The organism is Pseudolactococcus piscium, assembly GCF_002441695.1.
Lineage (GTDB): Bacteria > Bacillota > Bacilli > Lactobacillales > Streptococcaceae > Pseudolactococcus > Pseudolactococcus piscium.
In genome coordinates this window covers 1-20,421 of the sequence record NZ_JXJW01000004.1, presented here as the reverse complement: position 1 = coordinate 20,421, position 20,421 = coordinate 1, and the positions used below count along the sequence as shown (strand labels likewise).

Here is a 20,421-nt window from a genome sequence, read left to right as displayed (position 1 = left end):
ATAGAAAAGTAACTCAGCAAGCAATTGCTGAGTTACTTTAAGAAAAAAATAGGAGAACCAATGAACGCACTAGGCATTAGCTTGTACCCTGAAAAAAGCGACTATCAAGCGGATAAAGCGTATTTGACGGTAGCAAAAAAATACGGATTTTCTAGAATCTTCATGAATTTACTCTTATTTAAGGCTAAAAATGTTGGCCCACTGGTTGAAAGATTATGGAAAACCATCGCCTATGGCAATCAACTAGGATTTGCTACTTTTATTGATGTCAATCCATATACCTTAAAAGCCTTTGACATAGCACCAAAAGAATTGTCGTTCTTTGCAGATATGGGTGTTAAAGGCATTCGGCTAGATATGGGGTTCACAGGTAAAGAAGAAGCTGAGATGACACAAAACAATCTTGGTTTGAAAATTGAAATTAATATGAGTAATGATGATCATTATCTGGACCGTATTTTTGACTATCAACCTAACCGGCAGCAATTAGTTGGTTGTCATAATTTCTTTCCACAAGCCTTTACAGGCCTATCTGTCGATTATTTTATTCATTGTTCTAACCGTTTCCTTGAGCGAAATTTACATACAGCTGCTTTTGTAACGTCGCAAGTAGGTGAAATAGGTCCCTGGTCTTTACACGAAGGCCTTTGTACGATAGAAGCCCATCGCCATCTACCGATTGAGCATCAAGTGAAACACTTGAAGTTTCTAAATGTCGTTGATGATATTATCATAGGGAATGCTTATGCATCAGAAGATGAGCTTAAAAAAATGAGTCAAGCGTTTTATTCGGATGTGCTTACCTTATCTATCAATCCAGAAGCAACTCTAACTGATTTAGAAAAGGAAATCATCGAGGAAACAGCACATACCTATCGCGGTGATAGGTCTGAGTATATGATCCGCTCATCCATGCCACGATTCACTTATTACACAAGGTCAATCCCTGAAAAAGAAGATGCGTCAGTAATTAAACGTGGTGATGTTTTGATTCTAAATGAGGCCTATGGTCAATACAAGGGTGAGGTGCAAATTGCTTTGAAAGACCGACCAAAAGATATGAGAGTTAACAAAGTAGGCCGTATTTGTCAGGAAGATCTCATTTTTCTAGATGCTGTGAAACCGTATACAAGCTTTTCATTGCGGTTTCTTTAAAAAAGTGTTAAATTAAAGTAGACAGCGAGGTAAGTATGACGGTAATGACGAATCAAGATCCTAAATTTAGCAAGGTACGAGAGAATTGGGTCACCACCTGGAGTCAAGCTCAAAAAGGGATTGGCTTCTTTCCGGTAAATGATAATGATCACACCGTAGCCTATGAAATTCCGATTCAAAATACAGGAGATCGGGTAGCACTGATACTAGGAAATTACTATAGTGAGGTCTCCCTATCTATTGCTAGCGTCACTGTTTCTCTAGACAAGGATAGTGGGTTTCAACCAGTAACCGTTAATGGCTCAGAAGCCTTTGTTGTTGATGCCCGTGGGCTTGTCAAGACGGATAGTATCGAGCTGCTTGTGACAGCTGGTACAGCTATTTATGTGCGTATCTATTATCCAGACCAGCCACAAGTTAATCGAGCTATTTCTGGTAATACCTTTGCAAGGTGTGCTGAGCGGTCTATCAAAGGGAATTTCACAAAAACAACCCCCTTAATTTGTGATGATGTATTTAGTGATACGATGATAGATGACCCTTATGCCGTAAAATATGGCGAGTCATTAAGTGAGAGTGAAACGCGATTCACCCTAACCCTACAAGGCGTTGATGTGCACACAAAAGTAGCAGGTGGGACAATCGTAGCCTTCGGTGATTCAATAACAGAACAAGGCCATTGGGTAGGGCCGACGCAAGCACAAGTCTCAGATAAACTTGGTGCTGGGTATAGTCTAGTCAATGCCGGCATATCTGGTAATCGCTTGCTAAAGGGATTTGCTAACTTACCAAGATGGACACAGTTTTTTGGCTTAGCAGGCGTCGAACGTTTTATGCATGATGTATTTGAGGTTAATTGCCATGTCATTGCTGTCGTGATTGCGCTAGGTGTAAATGATTTACACCAGCCGGGTACGGAGGCACAATTTCCGATTGATGAGTTACCCACCTTCGACGAATTAGTAACAGGTTACCAGCATTTGATCAAGGTAGCTAAAGAACACAACTGCCGAGTTTTTTTAGCAACACTTAGCCCATTTATCGGCTACACAGTCGCTGTTAAAAATGAAGAAAAAGAGGCGATTCGCAAGCAGATAAATGAGTGGATCCGTCACAATCGTGAGGTTGCGGGCATCTATGATTTTGACGCCCTGCTATCAGATCCAACAAATCGCACGACAGCCAATCCCTTATATGACTCTGGTGATAAGTTACACCCAAGTCCAAAAGGTGGCCTTGCCATGAGTCGCTTGATCGATGTGACAGCCTTTAATGCTTAAATGCGGCTTCATAGGTAAGTAAGCGTGTCATCGACACTGCTTGCTAAATAGATGCATGGTGTTATGTGAGCGTGCCTGATGGTGTAAAAACTTGCATTCTATTGAAGTTATGCTATAATGGAACTATAGAACAAAGAAAGGAGCGCTCACATTGGGCGCTCCTGTTGTTTGAATTAATAGCGATTTAAGGGATGGGATATCACTAGAAAAAGTGGAGGTATGCCGATTGGTCAAGTTTGTTGATCAAACTTGCCGCTTACCTTTAGCAGGTTTTAGCTGTCTCCTATCGTATCGCTCATGTAGAAAGGAAATTTATGTCTACACCTATTACAGAAATTGTCCTAGAACATCTTGCAGGCAAGTTACCAGAGCCTTTTGAGTTAGTTGACGTCGAATGGTCGAAAATGGGGGCGGACCATGTCTTGTCTGTACTGATTGATAAACCGGATGGCATTACGCTTCAAGATACAGCAGATTTATCAGAGATTATCAGTCCTGAACTGGATAAAATCTCACCTGACCCATTTCCAGAAGATTACTTGCTGGAAGTTGCAAGTCCTGGTGCTGAACGGCCACTAAAAAAGGCAGCAGATTTCATCAAGCACATTGGCGATTATGTCTTTGTTAAGCTTTATCAGAAAGTTGCGGGAGAAAAAGAATTTGTAGGGGATATCGTTGCCTTCGATGACGATATGCTTACGCTGACTTATCTTGATAAGACACGTCAAAAGACGGTTGACATCGAGTTGTCAAACATTGCCAAAGCACGTACACAGGTTAAACTTTAAACACGACGTATGACGTTAAACTAATAAAAGAAAGTTGGAAGCACATGAGTAAGGAAATGCAAGCTGCATTCACCCTTTTGGAGGAAGAAAAAGGGATTTCACCTGAAGTTGTTATCGGCGCAATCGCTGAGGCCCTAACTGCAGCTTACAAAAAACAATACAATCAATCTCAAAACGTGACGATTGAGTATAATGATGCCAAGGGTGACTTTATCGTTTATTCAACTCGGGAAGTCGTAGATGAAGTATTTGATAGCCGTCTTGAGATGAGTCTTGATGATGCACTTGCACTGAATGCACATTATCAGATCGGTGACAAAATTCGGTTCGAAGAAAAACCGAAAGATTTTGCACGTACGGCTGCAAATGCTGCCAAGCAAGTTATCATGAACAAGATGCGTGAAGAATCACACACGATCATTTATAACGAGTTTAAGCGTTATGAAAATGAAATCATTCAAGGCACGGTAGAGCGTGTTGATGATCGTGCGATTTTCATCAACCTTGGTAAAGTGGATAGTATGCTTGGTAAACGTGATCAAATTCCTGGCGAACGTTACCAAATTGGCGATAAAGTCAAAGTCTATGTCTCTGCTGTTGAACAATCTAAAAAAGGCCCGATCGTTTATGTCAGTCGGACACATCCTGAACTCCTTAAAAGAATGTTTGAAAAAGAGATTCCTGAAGTTTATGATGGCACAGTTGAAATTGTCAGCATTGCGCGTGAAGCTGGTGATCGTGCTAAAGTCATCGTCAAATCAAATGATGCCAATGTTGATGCCATCGGTACAATCGTAGGTCCTCGTGGTTCACGTATTCGTACCTTGGTTGATGAGCTACATGGTGAAAACATGGATATCATCGAATGGAATGATGACCGTGCAACGATGATTAAGAATGCTTTGAAACCAGCACAGGTCAATGATGTTATCGTTGATGAGATCACTGGAGAAACGGTTGTTGTTGTACCAGACGATCAGCTCTCACTTGCTATCGGTAAACGTGGTCAAAATGTTCGCCTAGCGGCTCATGTGACCAACAACAAGATTGACATTAAATCACAAACGAAATTTGATCAAGAAGCGTCAGAAGTTGTGGCTGAAGAACTTGAAACTACACTTTCAGAGGACGTGCTTGATTAAGTAACTGATTAACAGGAGTAAGTGTTGATGGTTAAGACTAAAAAAGTACCCTTAAGAAAATCTGTCGTATCGAATGCACAATTTCCCAAAAAAGCGTTATTAAGAATTGTTTGCAATAAAGCCGGTGAAATTAGCATTGATCCAACAGGTAAAGCACCTGGTCGTGGTGCTTATATCGCGATTAAAAATGATGAAGCCTTACAAGCCAAACAAAGGCGCGTATTTGATCGCGTATTTCAGACAACGATTGCAGATAATTTTTATGATGAGCTGATCCTTTACGTAGACCACCAGGTCGAACGTGAAAAATTAGCAACGGTGACCTATTCAATTGATGACGCACCAGAAATTTAAGGCTGAAAAATGACTGAAATAACAGAGCTAAATAAAACAAAGTTGTCAAATTCCTTAGGAATGGCAAAAAAAGCTGGACGTATTGCGACAGGTGAAGAACTTGTCATCAAATCGATTCAAGCAGAACGCGCAAGATTGGTGTTTGTCGCACATGATGCAGCACCTAATCTTGTTAAACGTATTACTGATAAAACAACCTATTATGAAATTCCCATGCTAGACATATTTTCTTCAGCAGAACTTTCCCACGCTATCGGTAGTGATCGGAAAGTCATCGCTGTTCAAGATAAAGGATTTGCCAAGAAAATGGAGAGTCTTATGAAATAAGATAAACGAGGAGGACATCATTATGTCTGAAAAAAAACGTATTAACCAAATTGCTAAAGAGAGTGGCCTTACTAATAAAGAACTTGTGGATCACGCACAAAAAATTGGATTGCCAGTCAAATCGCATAGCTCAAGTATCGATGCAGAACAAACGAAAATACTTTTAAGTTCGCTTAACTCTGGATCAACTGATAACAAAGCAACAACAAAACCAGTGCTAGATGCTAAAAAGGAAACAGCTAGTCAAAATCGTGTGATTAGTGTTGGCGGTAAAAAAGTTGTTTCTGAAACAGAAACTGGTAATCGCCCGATCGTTGTTGGCGGTAAAAAAGTGTTATCAGACAAAGAAATTGGTAGTGCTCGTGTGATTTCTGTGGGTGGTAAAACAGTTGCCCCAGTAAAACAAGAAACGCCAGTCGCAAAAACAACAGAAGCTAAAGCGACACCAGTCGTAGCTGAAATCGCAACAAATGAACAAGTAAAAAATAAGGTGGAAAAGACCGTCGAAACGAAGACAGAAGTGAAAGCGGAAACGCCTAAAAAACCTGAGCGACCAGCTAATGGTGGTATCAAAGTCATTACACGTGCTGCAGATGTTAAACCTAAAAATGGTGGCATCAAAGTCATTCAACGCGCTGCGGATATTGCACCTTCAGCAGCAAGTCAAGGGAATGCTAATGCAAATCGCAATAAAAATAAAAAAAATCGCAACACTGCTGGTACTGGACAAGCACAAGGTCAAGGCCAAGGACAAAACAATGCGGGCGGTAATCGTCAAGGTGGTCCATTACGTGTAAATGATAACCGAAATCAAGTCCGTAATGCCCGTAACTCTAACTGGAACAGCAACAAGAAACGTAAAGGTAAACGTGGTGCTCAGCAAGTTGCACCACAACCAGTTGTGCAACGTAAGTTTCATGAATTACCTGAAAGCCTTGTTTATTCTGAAGGCATGACAATTGCTGATTTGGCAAAACGTTTGAAACGTGAACCTGCTGAACTCGTAAAAAAATTGTTCTTGATGGGTATCATGACAACACAAAACCAATCATTGGATGCGGATACGATTGAACTCTTGCTTCTAGACTATGGTGTAACACCTGAGAAAAAAGTTGAAGAAGATAAGACAGATATCGAACGTCTCTTCATCGAAGAAGGCTATCTTAACGAAGACAAATTGATTGAACGGCCACCAGTTGTTACAATCATGGGTCACGTCGACCACGGTAAAACGACCTTGCTTGATACACTACGTAATTCACGTGTGACGAGTGGAGAAGCTGGTGGTATCACACAGCATATCGGTGCCTACCAAATCGATGAGAAGGGTAAGAAAATTACCTTCCTAGATACACCAGGACACGAAGCCTTTACAAGCATGCGTGCGCGTGGTGCATCTGTAACGGATATCACGATTCTTGTGGTAGCAGCTGATGATGGTGTTATGCCACAAACAGTCGAAGCAATCAACCACTCAAAAGCAGCTGGTGTCCCAATTATTGTTGCCATCAACAAAATTGATAAACCAGGTGCCAACCCACAACGTGTGATTCAAGAGTTATCAGAACATGGTATCATGAGTCAAGCATGGGGTGGAGAATCTGAGTTTGTTGAAATTTCAGCTAAATTCAATACAAATATTGATTCACTTTTAGAAACAGTTCTCTTAGTTGCAGAAATCCAAGAGCTCAAAGCAGACCCAACTGTAAAAGCAATCGGTACTGTTGTAGAAGCGCGTCTGGACAAAGGTAAGGGAGCTATTGCGACTTTACTCGTTCAACAAGGCACACTTCATCAACAAGACCCAATCGTTGTTGGGAATACTTTTGGCCGTGTACGTGCTATGGTAACTGATTTAGGTCGTCGTGAAAAAACAGCAGGACCATCAAGTCCAGTTGAAATCACAGGTTTGAATGATGTACCACAAGCAGGTGACCACTTTGCCGTCTTTGAAGATGAAAAGACAGCTCGCTCAGTTGGTGAAGAACGTGCAAAACGTGCGCTCTTTAATCAACGCAGCAGCACACACCGTGTTAGCCTAGAGAATCTGTTTGATACGCTTAAAGAAGGTCAAATCAAATCAGTAAATGTCATCATCAAAGCTGACGTACAAGGGTCAGCCGAAGCACTTGCAGCATCATTACAAAAAATTGATGTTGAAGGTGTAAAAGTTGATATCGTCCATAGCGCTGTTGGTGCCATTAATGAATCAGATGTCTCTTTAGCCGAAGCAGCTAATGCGGTCATCATCGGATTTAATGTCCGTCCGACTCCGCTTGCTCGCCTGCAAGCTGAAAATGATGACGTTGAAATTCGTCTGAACAGCATTATCTATAAAGTGCTTGAAGAAGTTGAGACAGCTATGAAGGGGATGCTTGATCCTGAATTTGAGGAAAAAGTTATCGGCGAAGCAGTTGTTCGCGAAACCTTTACAGTTTCAAAAGTTGGTACGATTGCTGGTTTCATGGTCTTATCAGGATCTGTTAAACGTGATGCAAGTGTTCGTGTTATCCGAGGTGGTATTGTGATTGCCGACGGTAGCTTATCATCACTTAAACACTTTAAAGATGATGTCAAAGAAGTCAGAAAAGGTAATGAGGGTGGTCTCATGATCGACGGCTACAACGAAATTGAAGTTGATGATACCTTTGAAGTCTACGAAATGGTTGAAATTAAACGTTAAACCGTTTGCTGAACTGACGTATAAGAAGAAATGCTTGAGCAATCAGGTGTTTTGGGATGAAGGGGAAAAAAGATGTCAAATACACATCGTAGTGACCGTGTTGCGGTTGAACTCATGCGTGAAATCAACGATATTTTGCGCTTAAAAATCCGGGACCCACGCGTACAGGACGTTAATATTTCTGACGTTCAAATTACAGGTGACTTGAGTCAAGCGACGATTTATTATAGTCTTTTATCAGATCTTGCATCTGATAATGAAAAAGCTAAAACAGGTCTTAAAAAGGCAACTGGTGCAATTAAAAGTGAACTTGCTAAACGCATGACACTTTATAAAATTCCAGACTTAACGTTTGCCAAAGATGAATCTGTGGCTTATGGCGGAAAAATTGATGAACTCTTAAGAAACTTGAATAAAGATTAACATAAAAAAGCAGCCAATTCGATCAGAATTGACTGCTTTTTTTGTTTTAGCATTCAGAAAAGATAAAAAGTTAAGGCCTGCTTTTGATCATGAGTTAGTTCGTTAAGTCTTCGCCATTAGATGCGATTACTTTTTTATACCAGTCAAATGATTTTTTCTTCGAGCGTTTTAGGGTGCCATTACCTGCATTATCACGATCAACATAGATGAAGCCATATCGTTTTTTCATTTCACCCGTTCCAGCGGATACAAGGTCAATACAGCCCCAAGTGGTATAGCCTAATAAATCAACACCATCAAGTTCTACCGCATCTTTCATGGCTTGAATATGCGCCGCTAGGTAGTCAATTCGATAGTCATCGGAAACGTAGCCAGCTTCATCTGGGACGTCAACGGCACCTAAGCCATTTTCGACGATGAACAGTGGTTTTTGATAGCGATCATACAAATCGTTCATTGTGAGGCGTAGGCCTAGTGGGTCAATCTGCCATCCCCATTCGCTGGCAGCTAAGTATGGATTTTTGACAGAGGCGAAAAGGTTCCCTGCTGTTTTTTCATTGATTTTGGGATCTGTTGATTGCACACGTGACGCATAGTAAGAAAATGAGATAAAGTCGACTGTATGGGCTTTTAATAAGGCAAGATCCCCATCTTCAATCGGCAGCTCAATCCCTTGTCTTTTAAGCTCTTTTAGCGCATAGGCTGGATATTCACCGCGTGATTGGACGTCTATAAAGAAAAAGTTATCACGGTCAGCTTTACGAGCTGCTAAAACATCTTCTGGTTTACAGGTATAAGCATAGTTTGTGCCAGCCGCTAACATGCAACCCACTTGGTTCTCTGGATCCACTTCATGCGCGATTTTAGTCGCAATTGCACTCGCCACTAATTCATGATGTGCTGCTTGATATTTGACCTGCTCTTGATTCTCTCCATCCTCAAAGTACAAGCCGGCGCCCATGAATGGGGCATGTAGAATCATATTAATTTCATTAAAAGTCAACCAATACTTGACCAGACCTTTATACCGATTGAAAATGGCATGACATAAATTTTCGTAGAAACCAACCATTTCACGGCTGCGCCAAGCGCCATATTTCTCGACTAAATGCATGGGGCAATCGAAATGCGTGATCGTTACCAATGGTTCAATATTATATTTACGACATTCTTTAAAGAGATCTTCATAGAATGCTAGACCTGCTTCATTTGGTTCAGTTTCATCTCCTAATGGGAAGATGCGGGTCCAAGCAATAGATAAGCGATACGTTTTAAATCCCATTTCTGCAAACAAAGCAATATCAGCTTTGTAATGATGGTACATATCGATTGCATTTTGGGCTGGATAGAAATGTTGGCTGTCAAAATCAACCATTTTCTTTTTACCAGTGATTACTGAAAACCGATCAGCTCCAACCGGTGCTAAGTCTACGTTGGCTAAACCACGACCACCTGCGTTGTAACCACCTTCACATTGATTGGCAGCAGTTGCACCACCCCATAAAAAATCTTTTCTAAAAGACATACGATAATTCCTCCATTTGTTTGTTGATTAAGTTGTGATTAGCGAATGACTTTCATCACCTCTTCACCAGGCTCAGATAAGGCTTTTGTCAAAGTGATGATGTCACCAAAATCTGACGAATTTGTGACAACAACAGGGACAACAGTATCGTATCCTTTTTCAGATATGCTAGCCAAATCAAAGGTGATTAGTTTATCGCCTAACGCTACTTGTTGTCCTTTTGTTACAGCATACTCGTAGCCTTCTCCATTTAGTTGGACAGTATCAATACCAACATGGATCAATAGTTCAACGCCAGTATCACTTGTTAAGCCAATCGCGTGTTTTGAGTCGAAAACAGCAGTAATCACGCCAGAAAATGGTGCGTAAACGATACCTTCTACTGGTTTTATAGCAAATCCTTTTCCTAAAATTTCTTCAGAGAACATCCCATCAGCTACAGCTTTTAAGGTAATCACTTCACCTTTTACAGGTGTGGCAACATTTACGATATCCCCAATAGCTGATGTCGGTGCTGTTGTTACATCGTTTTCTACTTCGGGTGCTACCTCAACAATGGGATCTTTATACAGAATATAAGATACCACAAAGGCAATCACAATACTAATTGCTGAACCGATACAAGCAAGATATAAATATTTCAAGGTATCATTTCCGATGTAACTTGGTAGTGTCAGTAAGCCAGGTGCTCCGCCGGTGAAGTTTTTTACGCGGCTAATCCCCATAAATAAACCGCCAAGACCGCCACCTACCATTGCTGCGTAAAGTGGTGTTTTGAATCTTAGGTTGATACCATATAATGCTGGTTCTGTAATACCAAATAATCCTGTCAGTCCTGCTGATGCAGCCAATTGTTTGATTGTTGAATCTTTACTTTTCAAGCCAACCGCTAAAGATGCAGCGCCCTGTCCGAGGTTTGAGGCTAACATACCTGGATAAATCACAGTATCATATCCTGCGGCCATCCGGTTATTGATCCCGATTGGGACTAGGCCATAGTGGGTACCAGTTGCAACAAATAAAGGGGTAAATGAGCCAATAATTGTTGGGACTAACCATGGGCTAAATTCTTCTAATGCTTTAATACCTGTTGAGATGGCATCACTGATTAAATAGCCAAATGGGCCAATGATGACAAGAGAAACAGTCCCCACGATTGCGATTGTCAGCAAAGGTTTACTGAAAAACTTAATCACTTTGGGAGAGACACGGTCCGCAATCGGTTCTACATACGACATGAACCAAACCGTTAAAATAATCGGAATGACCGATGACCCATAAGTAACTGGTGAAATAGGTAAGCCAAATAAGTGAATGCTGCCTTTACCAGACGTTTTGATCACATTGACCATAGCTATGAAATTGGGATGGAGTAAAACACCACCCAGCATCATAGCCAGATACATATTAGTTCTGAATTTTTGTGCAGAAGAAGCAGCTAGTAAGATTGGCAAGAAATAAAATGCTGCATCCGCCATAAAATCGATAATGATGTAGGTTTGTCCTGTTTTATCAATTAACTTAAAGACGACTAACAAAGATAGCACAGCTTTTAACATACCTGCTGCAGTAATCGCTGGCAAGATAGGTGTAAAAATACCGGTAATTGTGTCAATAACCTTTGCTGCAACGTTGCGATTGTCGTTTTCAGGTGTTTCTCTAGGCCCATCTAAGGCAGGTACTTTTTTTAGAATCTCTTTGTAGACACTGCCAACATCACTGCCAATGATGACCTGGTACTGGCCACCTTTTGAAACAGCGCCCATGACACCTGTCGTATCTTTGATTTTCTGTGTCTGAGCTTTCGTCTCATCCTTCAGATTAAAACGTAGTCTAGTCGCGCAATGCGTTAGACCGCCAATATTTTCCTGACCACCGACATAGTCGATGATTTTATCTGCTAACTCTTGATAATTCATTTGCAATTTCTCCTGTAAAATAAAATACCTAAGAAAACTTCAATCGAAGTTTTTCTTAGGTATAGCCCGTGATTTTCTCACCGTAACAATCCTTTAGTTATTTGTAATTCTTCTAATGTGAATCGTGAGATAAATCATCTCGTCTTCTTTTAACTCTCGATCAAATTCTTTTAAGATATACTCTCGAATTTTTAAAGCACAAAGATATTCTGCTTGGTATTTATCTTTTAACATAAACAAGAAGCCTTCATCTTTGTCTTTATCTAATTCTACTCCACTAAATAAACGTTGCACAAAAAATTTCAGGTGTGTGATGAACCGTTCGTAGTGTAAGGTATATTCATCTAAATCTGTCTTATAATGATATTTGACGATATTGACGATAGTCTGAATGATTTTCATCATTTCAGAAACTTGATTGACCTGTGATAAATCAAGTTCAGCATTAACGATATGCAAGGCAATAAAGCCGGCCTCATCTTCTGGTAATGAAACACCTAATCGATTCTGAATCATCGATAATGCTTCCTTGCCAATCAAATATTCATGATTATAGAAACGTTTAATTTCCCATAAAAGGGCATTACTGACAGGTAAACCGCCGGCATGTCGTTCGATTGCGTAATCAATATGATCGGTCAAAGTCAGGTAGATGTTCTCATTGAGTTTTTTTCCTAGAGAAACTTTTGCAAACCCAATAATTTCATTAGCTACCTGTAAATGTTCCAAACGGACATTTGACAATAGCTGTGTCAATTTATTCGTGGTCACATCAGTATGACTTGTGTAGATTTGTTCAATCGATTGTGCATCAATTTCATCGCCAATCGCTTTTTTAAAGCCAATGCCTTTACCCATTACCAAAATGTCTTGACCGTCGTCGTTAGTAGACTTGATAATGTTATTGTTAATTACTTTTTTACTTCCATACATCTCCTCAGTGAGATTCAACCAGCTAGCTGATAAAATGCTGTTTCTGAAATAAAGTATAGCCTGCATGAACGCCAGTAACAATCTTCACTTCTCATGCTATTAAAGCATAAAAAGAAAGCGTTGTCAATTTAATATAAAAAAACTAGCTGCTAGTTATCGTCTAGATGACTGATTTATATCTGCCCTCAAATCTTGCAAACACATGATATGATATAGGAAAAACAAGGTCGGGTAGTGCTTTAACGATAGCACTGCTTTGTTGAGAAAGCGATTATGATAAGCTATAATAGTAAGACCTACCTTATCATCAGGTGAAAAATACTAAGTAATCGTTTTTATATAGAAAGTAGGATATGAAAAAAAATTCTAAGGAACTGATCAATTATGCTTTACCAGCTGTATTTGAAAATATTTTACAGACAACTGTCGGATTTGTTGATAGTGTTTTGATTGCTAAAATATCACTCGTAGCTGTCTCTGCAGTCAGCCTAGTAAATGGGGTAATGGCTGTCTATCAAGCAGTCTTTATTGCTTTAGCAGTAGCGGTGATAACCGTTGTGTCAAGTATCACTGGGGAGAAGCAAACGGATAAACTATCAGAAACAGTGAGAACAGCTATCGTGCTATCACTCGTAGTGGGTGGTGTATTTTCGGTTATGTCACTCCTTTTTGCCCACCCAATTCTGTTGGCATTGGGCGCAAAAGGTGCTGTGCTATCGCAAGGGGTCATTTTCCTAAGGATTGTTGCAGGTACGAGTATTTTGATGGTCTTAATGATTGTTTTAGGTCAATTGGTTAGGAGTGCAGGTCGACCTAAGCTACCCCTCATGATCAATATCGTTGTCAACATTTTGAACTTTATCTTTGATGTGATCTTGATTTTCGGGTTATTCGGATTGCCAAAACTTGGTATTCTCGGTGCAGGTATTGGGACGGCATTAGCGAGACTTGTTGGTGTTGTCATGCTAGTGCTGGCACTACAGAAAACAAGTCACAGAATAGAGGGGCAGCTTTTCTCTGGGAAATTACATCTCTTCAAAAGTGAGATTGTCAAGAGAGCACTACCGATTATGGGTGAGCGATTGATGATGAGACTAGGTGATATCGTGATATTTGTGATTATCATCGTCTATGGGACAGATGTATTCGCGGGAAATGCCATTGGCGAGACAATCACAGCCTATAATTATCTGCCTGCTTTTGGCTTTGCGACGGGGGCTAGTATTTTAATCGCCCGCGCTTTTGGACAGAAAAACAAAGCAGAGATCAGCTCACTCACTAAAAAATCGTTTGTCATCACTGCCATATTGAGTACCATTCTCGGTGGGGTCATCTTTGCTATTTCTCCTGTTTTCATCAGTTTCTTTACAGATAATGCGACGGCTATATCGGCAGCTCGTATTGTGATTTTCATCTCATTTATCAGTGAACCTATCGTGTCGGGTGTCATCATCTATACTGCCGCATTACAAGCCATGGGTGATGCTAAAACACCATTTTATGCGACCTTGATTGGTATGTGGACGATACGGATTGGCTGTGCATGGCTTCTAGGTACAGGATTGGGATTTGGCTTATGGGGTGTGTGGATTGCAACTGTTTTAGACAATATTTTTCGATTTTTTGTGTTAAAATTAAGGTATGACCGTCGACTTAAGAATCAAAGAATTAACAGAACAACTTAACCAATATGCGCATGCTTATTATACTTTAGACGCACCATTAGTCGAAGATGCTGCCTATGATCAATTATATAGAGAGCTGACTACGCTAGAAGATGCCCATCCAAACTTAGTTCGTGCAGATTCTCCAAGCCATAGAACAGGCGACGTCGTTTTATCAGGATTTGAAAAATATACCCATGCCTACCAACTTTTTAGTCTGCAGGATGCCTTTTCTCGTGAAGAGGTCGAGGCATTCGATAATCGTGTTCGTAAGCTAGTTGAGAATCCTGAGTATATCTGCGAACTCAAGATAGATGGCTTATCCTTATCCCTCGTTTATGAAGGTGGCGTACTACAAACTGCGGCCACTCGAGGTGATGGGAGTATCGGTGAAAATATCACAGAGCAAGTCAAGAGAATAAAGGACGTCCCTTTGGTTTTGACTGAGCCGATCGATATTGTCGTCCGTGGTGAAGCCTACTTACCTCGTAAAAATTTTCAAAAACTCAATCAATCACGAGAAGAAGAAGGCTTAGCAGCATTTGCCAACCCGCGAAATGCTGCCGCGGGAACCCTGAGACAGCTAGATACTAAAGTTGTCGCCAAACGTGGTCTAGCAACATTTTTATATCAGGAAGCTAGCCCAGCAACAAATGACACCCAGGAAGCGGTATTAAGCTATCTAGAAAAGTTAGGTTTAGTCGTTAATGAGCAACGTGTTTTTGCGACGAATATGACTGAAATCTGGGCTTTCATCGAAAAAGTATCAGAGTTGAGAGAGTCACTTGCCTATGATATCGATGGGGTGGTGATTAAAGTTAATAACTTATCTGAACAAGATGCCTTAGGCTTTACAGTTAAGTTTCCAAAATGGGCAATTGCCTATAAATTTCCTGCAGAACTTGCTGAAACAGACATTTTAAGTGTCGACTGGACGGTTGGTAGAACGGGAGTTGTCACACCAACAGCGAATATGACGCCAGTGTTACTCGCGCAAACAACAGTTGCACGCGCGACGCTGCACAATGTTGACTATATTAAAGAAAAAGATATCCGTTTAGGAGATAAAGTCATTATCTACAAAGCGGGAGATATCATCCCAGCTGTTCAGCGCGTCTTGTTAGATAAGCGACAGCAGGATTCAGTCATCTTAGCAATCCCAACAACTTGTCCGGATTGTCAGGCAAGTTTGCAACATTTTGAAGGAGAAGTCGCACTACGCTGTGTTAATCCACTTTGTCCTGCACAAATTCGGGAAAAATTGATTCATTTTGCAAGCCGTGGTGCTATGAATATCACTGGTTTAGGCATCGCTGTTGTGACACAACTGTTTGATAAACAATTGATCACGGATGTGTCAGACTTGTACAAGTTATCAGTAGCTGATTTATTGAAACTTGATAAAGTCAAGGAAAAATCTGCTGAAAAATTGTACCAGTCGATTCAAGCATCTAAGGCAAATTCAGTAGAGAAATTAATTTTTGGCCTAGGCATTCGCCACGTAGGTGCTAAAGCAGCCAAAATTATTTCTGAGAGTCTATCAAATTTAACCGCTATTTCAAAAGCGAGTGCTGAGGCGTTATCTGCTATCCCCACTATTGGTGGTGTATTAGCGGAGAGCTTAACCACTTATTTTGCCTTGGATGGGACTAAAAAATTACTGTCTGAGTTAGCAGAAGTTGGCCTGAATTTCGACTATTTAGGGCCAATTAAACGTGACGATGCCCCATTATCAGGGAAAAATGTTGTCTTGACAGGAAAACTCGCCCAGTTGACGAGATTAGAAGCCAAGCAAAAACTGGAGACCTTAGGGGCTAATGTGACAGGAAGTGTCTCTAAAAATACGGATATAGTAGTCGCTGGAAGCGATGCTGGCAGTAAACTAGCCAAGGCCCAAGCATTGGGAATTGACGTATGGAGCGAAGAGGAGCTAATCAAACTATGAAAACGAGACTGATCTATAACCCAACATCAGGACAGGAAGCGATGAAAAAAAATATCGCAGAAATTTTAGATGTCTTAGAGGGTTTCGGTCATGAGACATCAGCTTTTGCGACAACGGCTGACGAAAATTCGGCTAAAAATGAGGCTAAACGGGCTGCAGAAGCTGGGTTTGAGTTAATTATCGCAGCAGGTGGTGATGGCACGATTAATGAAATCGTTAATGGGATTGCGCCACTCGAAACAAGACCGAAACTAGCCATTATTCCAGCAGGAACGACTAACGATTTTGCGCGTGCGCTAAAAATACCACGCAACAATCCAGTTGCAGCAGCCAAAATTATCGGTAAGGATCAAACACTAAATATCGATATTGGTCGTGCAGGCGAAGATCACTATTTTATTAATATTGCTGCTGGTGGGTCACTAACGGAGTTAACGTATAGTGTGCCATCACAACTTAAAACAGCATTTGGTTATCTGGCCTATCTAGCGAAAGGTGCAGAATTACTCCCACGTGTAAAAGCAGTCCCAATCAAAATTACACATGATAATGGCGTATTTGATGGGGAAATTTCTATGTTTTTTGCTGCCCTCACCAACTCGGTAGGTGGGTTTGAGCAAATTGCACCAGATGCGCAGTTAGATGATGGCCTGTTTACCCTCATTCTAGTTAAAACAGCTAACTTATTTGAAATGATCCACTTGATTGGACTCGTCATCAATGGTGGAAAACACATAGAAGACAAGAAAATTGAGTATATCAAAACAAGTGAAATTAAGATTGAACCACAAACCGATGATAAAATGATGCTTAATTTGGATGGCGAGTATGGTGGGGATGCGCCTATTACACTGCTTAATCTTAAAAATCACATCGAAATGTTTGCTAATTTGGATGAAATAGATGATGATAACTATATCGGTGATGAAACTGATTTGATGCTTGAAGCAGTTGCCAATAAATTTGCCAAAGAAGTTGAAAAATCAAATGAACTTGATGCATAATCAGTTCTAATAGCATAGATAGACCTAAAATTCTCTGTTGAGAGAATTTTAAATGGAAAGTTACCCAAGTGGCTTAAGGGGACGCCTTGGAAAGGCGTTAGACGTAGCAATACGTGCGCGGGTTCGAATCCCGTGCTTTCCTTGTATACGAAAAGAACCCTTTTAAAATAAGGGTTCTTTATTTTTAGGGTCTGGTTTAGGGTCTGTCTGCGATTTGAAAGCCTGTTTAATATTTTAATCAGGCTTTCTTTATATATTTTTTACAATGAGGAAGTACTAATTTCAAAAAATGTTGACCTTCATCACCTATCTCACTTTTGTTTTCCTCTTTTTTTATGACTAATAGCGTAGTGGGCCTAGGGCGTCGTGCGTTTTCGAAACTGTAAACCAGGAAGTAGTCGGTTGTGTCAATCAAAACGTCATAAGGCCTGTTTCTTAATAAGATATTTCTTTCATAGTCCAATGATAGCCCGTATGGATTATTATGTGTAACGCCATAAATTGTCTTTATTTTTTCTTTTTCCTCTTCTGAAGGCATGTTGTAAAAACAGATTAATGTAGTAGGTGAACAAATCAACATAGTAGAGAATGGTGCTAAACACATCAAAAATATAATAGCTAATGTTAGTTTAGTCCAATAGGATGGGGAATATTTGAAGAAAAAAACAAGTAGAATAAGGTATATAAAACCAAGATATAATAATAATTTTTTCTTTTTTAACGATATAGCATATTTCCAATAGTAATCAAAGTAAAAATTTCTCGATATTTTTAACCATTCTCGCTTCGTAAAATGTGATACAAACATAGTCAACCACCTTATTCATTTTCAAATAATATAGCATATATTTTGTATACTTTGAATTATCAATAATTAACGATTTTGTATAAATAAGTGCAATAATTTTAAAATGTAGGTAGATAAGTAACTCTAAAAGATGATATACTGTAGGTGATACAAATTAATGATCCTTGATCAGTTGCTGGTTAAGTTGATTGAGCAGGATAGTGTTCAGTAAAATAGGGTCTGGTTTAGGGTCTGCTAGTAAAAAAATGTATGATTCAATATAAATACTATTAATATAAACGCTATATAGAAGAAAATGTATAAAAATAATGTTGGTGCCCCCAACATGAAAATCAAAAGGATGGCCTTATCAAATGACTGAGTTAGCAAGCTATATCGCAAATTTTAAGCAGCAAAATCCAACCTATCAAGATCAAGACATAGCAGCTTATGCCTTTGGTGGTGGGGAAGTGATGGCAGATGAGCTGGCAGCTTTGGTTGTTGCTGGTCATAAGCAAGGTACCACGAGTTTATACCAAGCCTATGAAGTAGAAAATGAACCCCTCCCTAAAGTAGGGGATGTCTGTGTGATTTTAGATGGAAAAGGTCGGCCGACATCGGTCGTTATTAATACGGCTATAGAGGTATTACCTTTTAATGATGTGACAGCGCATCATGCCCTACTAGAATCAGAAGGAGATAGGACATTGGCTTATTGGCGTCGGGCACATATTGACTTTTTCACACATGCCTATACACCCGAAAGTGGCATTAAGTTTACCCCTGCTTCCTTAGTTGTATTTGAGAAATTTCAGTTACTATACAAATAACTGAAAAATGTCTTTTATCCTATTCATGTTCAGGTTGATTATGTTGATTTTATTAAGTAATTATGATAACTTAGTAAGGTATCAATCGTACAGATAGCATTTGACACGCATCTATAGAGGGCAACCTTTTACAGATGAACTGAATAATGCCGAAATAGAGGCGGTTTCTAGAAATAGAAATCCCTCTATTTTTATTTTTCTTCAAATGATTTAAAATTAAACGATCGAAAGGTGATCCAATTGCAAAATAAAAAAGAATTAAAGTTAGGTTTAGCTTTACTAGCTAGTGGCATTATGTCATTTTGTGGCGTATTAATCGAAACAGCGATGACTGTGACATTCCCAACACTTATGTCTGAGTTTAAGGTGTCAACAGCCAGTATTCAGTGGATTACAACCATTTACTTATTAGTCATTTCTATCACTGTCCCCCTATCAAGTTATTTGATAAAGAAATTCCCACTCAGATACCTGTTCTTATTTGCAAATCTGATGTTTTTCTTAGGTTTGTTAACAGACTATACGGCTAAATCATTTATCATCCTACTATTGGGTAGATTTTTCCAAGGCTTGGCGACGGGTATCGCATTGCCACTTATGTTTCATATCATCCTAACCTATGCCCCGCTAAATAAAAGAGGGACCATGATTGGCTTAGGCTTCTTGATTACCTCAGTCGCACCGGCAATAGGACCGACTTATGGCGGACTTCTTTCAACCAATTACACATGGCATGCAATCTTTCTACTCTTAATTCCCATTATTTTGCTTTCACTAGTCCTTGGTCTATTCGCCATACCAAAAGAAGCAGTTGAAACAACTGAAACCTTGGATAAAACAAGTTTATTAGGTGTGATTCTGATGTTCAGCGGTGCACTGTTCTTCCTAAGTAACATTGAGCAATTAATCAGCTTGGTTTATTTAGTGATTACTGTGATTGGTTTTGCTATCTTTTATAAGGGATCAAAAAGTAACCCATCACCATTGATTCAACTATCACTCTTCAAGCTACCTAGATTTAGACTGTTTTTATTCGGCTTCTTGATTTGTCAAACGATGTTGTTAGGTATCTCATTCATCGTGCCGAATTACATTCAAATCGTGCGTGGTGGATCAGCATTTCAATCTGGATTAGTCATGATTCCAGGTGCTTTGATTGGTGCGATTTTAGCACCAATTTCTGGAAAACTACTAGATACATTCGGTGCGAAACGGCCCATATTGATTGGTATCCTGATCACGATGATAGGTTGGGGGGGACTTAGTTTCTCATTAGGTCATATTGGTGCATTAGGTGTCGTTGCTGGTCATGTCTTCTATATGATTGGTATTGGCCTATGCTATAGTAATTTAATGGCTGTAGGCATGAACCAAATTGCCAAAGACTTGCAGAGTGATGGCAATGCAGTATTCAATACCTTACAACAATTTGCAGGAGCGGTTGCAACAGCCCTCGTAGCAGTGATTATTAATTTTGTTCAGAAAAATAGTCACCTATCCCTACAAAACGCAACAACACTAGGCTCAAAAATTGCCATGCTTGTTATCCTAGGTTTGATGGGGCTTGCTTTTATCGGCTGTCTACGACTATTTTCTAAATCAGATGATTAATGACTGACTGGTCAAAACATATTGATATAAAAGAGAGGGGCCCTCATGACG

The 20,421-nt window shown here is 39.9% G+C and carries 17 protein-coding genes and 1 tRNA gene; 14 read left to right on the top strand and 4 right to left on the bottom strand.

The window, feature by feature from the left end; genetic code table 11:
* Positions 1 to 60: 60 nt before the first annotated feature.
* From RU86_RS02825 to rbfA, 8 genes are all read left to right on the top strand, one after another.
* Positions 61 to 1,155, top strand: coding sequence for a DUF871 domain-containing protein (locus RU86_RS02825; protein ID WP_096813964.1), 1,095 nt, complete (start codon positions 61 to 63; stop codon positions 1,153 to 1,155).
* A 35-nt stretch (positions 1,156 to 1,190) separates the two neighbouring features.
* Positions 1,191 to 2,435: a GDSL-type esterase/lipase family protein gene (locus RU86_RS02820; protein WP_096813963.1), complete on the top strand. Its 1,245-nt coding sequence runs from the start codon at positions 1,191 to 1,193 to the stop codon at positions 2,433 to 2,435.
* Positions 2,436 to 2,749: 314 nt separating this feature from the next.
* Entirely contained in the window at positions 2,750 to 3,223 is a 474-nt protein-coding gene (gene rimP, locus RU86_RS02815; RefSeq protein ID WP_096813962.1) for a ribosome maturation factor RimP, read from the top strand.
* Between the two features lie 44 nt (positions 3,224 to 3,267).
* Entirely contained in the window at positions 3,268 to 4,365 is a 1,098-nt protein-coding gene (gene nusA, locus RU86_RS02810; RefSeq protein ID WP_096813961.1) for a transcription termination factor NusA, read from the top strand.
* Positions 4,366 to 4,392: 27 nt separating this feature from the next.
* Positions 4,393 to 4,719: an RNase P modulator RnpM gene (gene rnpM / locus RU86_RS02805; protein WP_096813960.1), complete on the top strand. Its 327-nt coding sequence runs from the start codon at positions 4,393 to 4,395 to the stop codon at positions 4,717 to 4,719.
* A gap of 9 nt (positions 4,720 to 4,728) precedes the next feature.
* Positions 4,729 to 5,046: a YlxQ-related RNA-binding protein gene (locus RU86_RS02800; protein WP_047915891.1), complete on the top strand. Its 318-nt coding sequence runs from the start codon at positions 4,729 to 4,731 to the stop codon at positions 5,044 to 5,046.
* Positions 5,047 to 5,068: 22 nt separating this feature from the next.
* Positions 5,069 to 7,729, top strand: coding sequence for a translation initiation factor IF-2 (gene infB, locus RU86_RS02795; protein ID WP_096813959.1), 2,661 nt, complete (start codon positions 5,069 to 5,071; stop codon positions 7,727 to 7,729).
* Between the two features lie 72 nt (positions 7,730 to 7,801).
* Positions 7,802 to 8,152, top strand: a complete 351-nt coding sequence (rbfA, locus tag RU86_RS02790) for a 30S ribosome-binding factor RbfA (RefSeq protein WP_047915889.1) — start codon at positions 7,802 to 7,804, stop codon at positions 8,150 to 8,152.
* A 94-nt stretch (positions 8,153 to 8,246) separates the two neighbouring features.
* Here the strand turns inward: rbfA and RU86_RS02785 are convergent, their stop codons facing one another.
* The 3 genes from RU86_RS02785 to licT all read right to left on the bottom strand — a co-directional run bounded on the left by RU86_RS02785 (position 8,247) and on the right by licT (position 12,529).
* The gene (locus RU86_RS02785; protein ID WP_096813958.1) at positions 8,247 to 9,677 is read right to left on the bottom strand and encodes a 6-phospho-beta-glucosidase; all 1,431 of its coding nucleotides are present in this window, start codon (positions 9,675 to 9,677) and stop codon (positions 8,247 to 8,249) included.
* Positions 9,678 to 9,715: 38 nt separating this feature from the next.
* Positions 9,716 to 11,596, bottom strand: coding sequence for a beta-glucoside-specific PTS transporter subunit IIABC (locus RU86_RS02780; protein ID WP_096813957.1), 1,881 nt, complete (start codon positions 11,594 to 11,596; stop codon positions 9,716 to 9,718).
* A 93-nt stretch (positions 11,597 to 11,689) separates the two neighbouring features.
* Positions 11,690 to 12,529, bottom strand: a complete 840-nt coding sequence (licT, locus tag RU86_RS02775; protein ID WP_096813956.1) for a BglG family transcription antiterminator LicT — start codon at positions 12,527 to 12,529, stop codon at positions 11,690 to 11,692.
* Between the two features lie 353 nt (positions 12,530 to 12,882).
* On the opposite strand from licT, the gene RU86_RS02770 reads away from it, so the two are divergent.
* The 4 genes from RU86_RS02770 to RU86_RS02755 all read left to right on the top strand — a co-directional run bounded on the left by RU86_RS02770 (position 12,883) and on the right by RU86_RS02755 (position 17,284).
* Positions 12,883 to 14,214 carry an MATE family efflux transporter gene (locus tag RU86_RS02770; protein ID WP_096813955.1) on the top strand — a complete coding sequence of 444 codons (1,332 nt, stop codon included), beginning with the start codon at positions 12,883 to 12,885 and terminating at the stop codon, positions 14,212 to 14,214.
* A complete protein-coding gene (gene ligA, locus RU86_RS02765; RefSeq protein WP_096813954.1) occupies positions 14,171 to 16,138 on the top strand; it encodes an NAD-dependent DNA ligase LigA in 1,968 nt (655 codons plus the stop codon). Before RU86_RS02770 ends, ligA begins: the two co-directional genes overlap by 44 nt.
* Entirely contained in the window at positions 16,135 to 17,142 is a 1,008-nt protein-coding gene (locus tag RU86_RS02760; protein ID WP_096813953.1) for a diacylglycerol kinase, read from the top strand. Before ligA ends, RU86_RS02760 begins: the two co-directional genes overlap by 4 nt.
* 54 nt (positions 17,143 to 17,196) lie before the next feature.
* Positions 17,197 to 17,284 (top strand) — tRNA-Ser (locus RU86_RS02755).
* Between the two features lie 96 nt (positions 17,285 to 17,380).
* Here the strand turns inward: RU86_RS02755 and RU86_RS02750 are convergent.
* The gene (locus RU86_RS02750) at positions 17,381 to 17,950 is read right to left on the bottom strand and encodes a hypothetical protein (protein WP_096813952.1); all 570 of its coding nucleotides are present in this window, start codon (positions 17,948 to 17,950) and stop codon (positions 17,381 to 17,383) included.
* A 353-nt stretch (positions 17,951 to 18,303) separates the two neighbouring features.
* Here RU86_RS02750 and RU86_RS02745 point away from each other — a divergent pair, with 353 nt between their 5' ends.
* Both RU86_RS02745 and RU86_RS02740 read left to right on the top strand, forming a co-directional pair.
* Positions 18,304 to 18,759 (top strand): ASCH domain-containing protein, encoded by a 456-nt coding sequence (locus RU86_RS02745; protein ID WP_245810459.1) that lies wholly within the window; start codon positions 18,304 to 18,306, stop codon positions 18,757 to 18,759.
* Between the two features lie 240 nt (positions 18,760 to 18,999).
* Positions 19,000 to 20,370, top strand: coding sequence for an MFS transporter (locus tag RU86_RS02740; protein WP_179296184.1), 1,371 nt, complete (start codon positions 19,000 to 19,002; stop codon positions 20,368 to 20,370).
* Positions 20,371 to 20,421 lie beyond the last annotated feature (51 nt).

What these genes read in the sequence shown, in the direction of transcription:
- rbfA (WP_047915889.1), top strand. Translation starts at nt 7,802, where the DNA reads ATGTCAAATACACATCGTAGTGACCGTGTTGCGGTTGAACTCATGCGT.
- rnpM (WP_096813960.1), top strand. Translation starts at nt 4,393, where the DNA reads ATGGTTAAGACTAAAAAAGTACCCTTAAGAAAATCTGTCGTATCGAAT.
- RU86_RS02745 (WP_245810459.1), top strand. Translation starts at nt 18,304, where the DNA reads ATGACTGAGTTAGCAAGCTATATCGCAAATTTTAAGCAGCAAAATCCA.
- RU86_RS02770 (WP_096813955.1), top strand. Translation starts at nt 12,883, where the DNA reads ATGAAAAAAAATTCTAAGGAACTGATCAATTATGCTTTACCAGCTGTA.
- ligA (WP_096813954.1), top strand. Translation starts at nt 14,171, where the DNA reads ATGACCGTCGACTTAAGAATCAAAGAATTAACAGAACAACTTAACCAA.
- nusA (WP_096813961.1), top strand. Translation starts at nt 3,268, where the DNA reads ATGAGTAAGGAAATGCAAGCTGCATTCACCCTTTTGGAGGAAGAAAAA.
- RU86_RS02760 (WP_096813953.1), top strand. Translation starts at nt 16,135, where the DNA reads ATGAAAACGAGACTGATCTATAACCCAACATCAGGACAGGAAGCGATG.
- rimP (WP_096813962.1), top strand. Translation starts at nt 2,750, where the DNA reads ATGTCTACACCTATTACAGAAATTGTCCTAGAACATCTTGCAGGCAAG.
- RU86_RS02750 (WP_096813952.1), bottom strand. Translation starts at nt 17,950, where the DNA reads ATGTTTGTATCACATTTTACGAAGCGAGAATGGTTAAAAATATCGAGA.
- RU86_RS02800 (WP_047915891.1), top strand. Translation starts at nt 4,729, where the DNA reads ATGACTGAAATAACAGAGCTAAATAAAACAAAGTTGTCAAATTCCTTA.
- RU86_RS02820 (WP_096813963.1), top strand. Translation starts at nt 1,191, where the DNA reads ATGACGGTAATGACGAATCAAGATCCTAAATTTAGCAAGGTACGAGAG.
- RU86_RS02780 (WP_096813957.1), bottom strand. Translation starts at nt 11,596, where the DNA reads ATGAATTATCAAGAGTTAGCAGATAAAATCATCGACTATGTCGGTGGT.
- licT (WP_096813956.1), bottom strand. Translation starts at nt 12,529, where the DNA reads ATGTATGGAAGTAAAAAAGTAATTAACAATAACATTATCAAGTCTACT.
- RU86_RS02785 (WP_096813958.1), bottom strand. Translation starts at nt 9,677, where the DNA reads ATGTCTTTTAGAAAAGATTTTTTATGGGGTGGTGCAACTGCTGCCAAT.
- infB (WP_096813959.1), top strand. Translation starts at nt 5,069, where the DNA reads ATGTCTGAAAAAAAACGTATTAACCAAATTGCTAAAGAGAGTGGCCTT.
- RU86_RS02825 (WP_096813964.1), top strand. Translation starts at nt 61, where the DNA reads ATGAACGCACTAGGCATTAGCTTGTACCCTGAAAAAAGCGACTATCAA.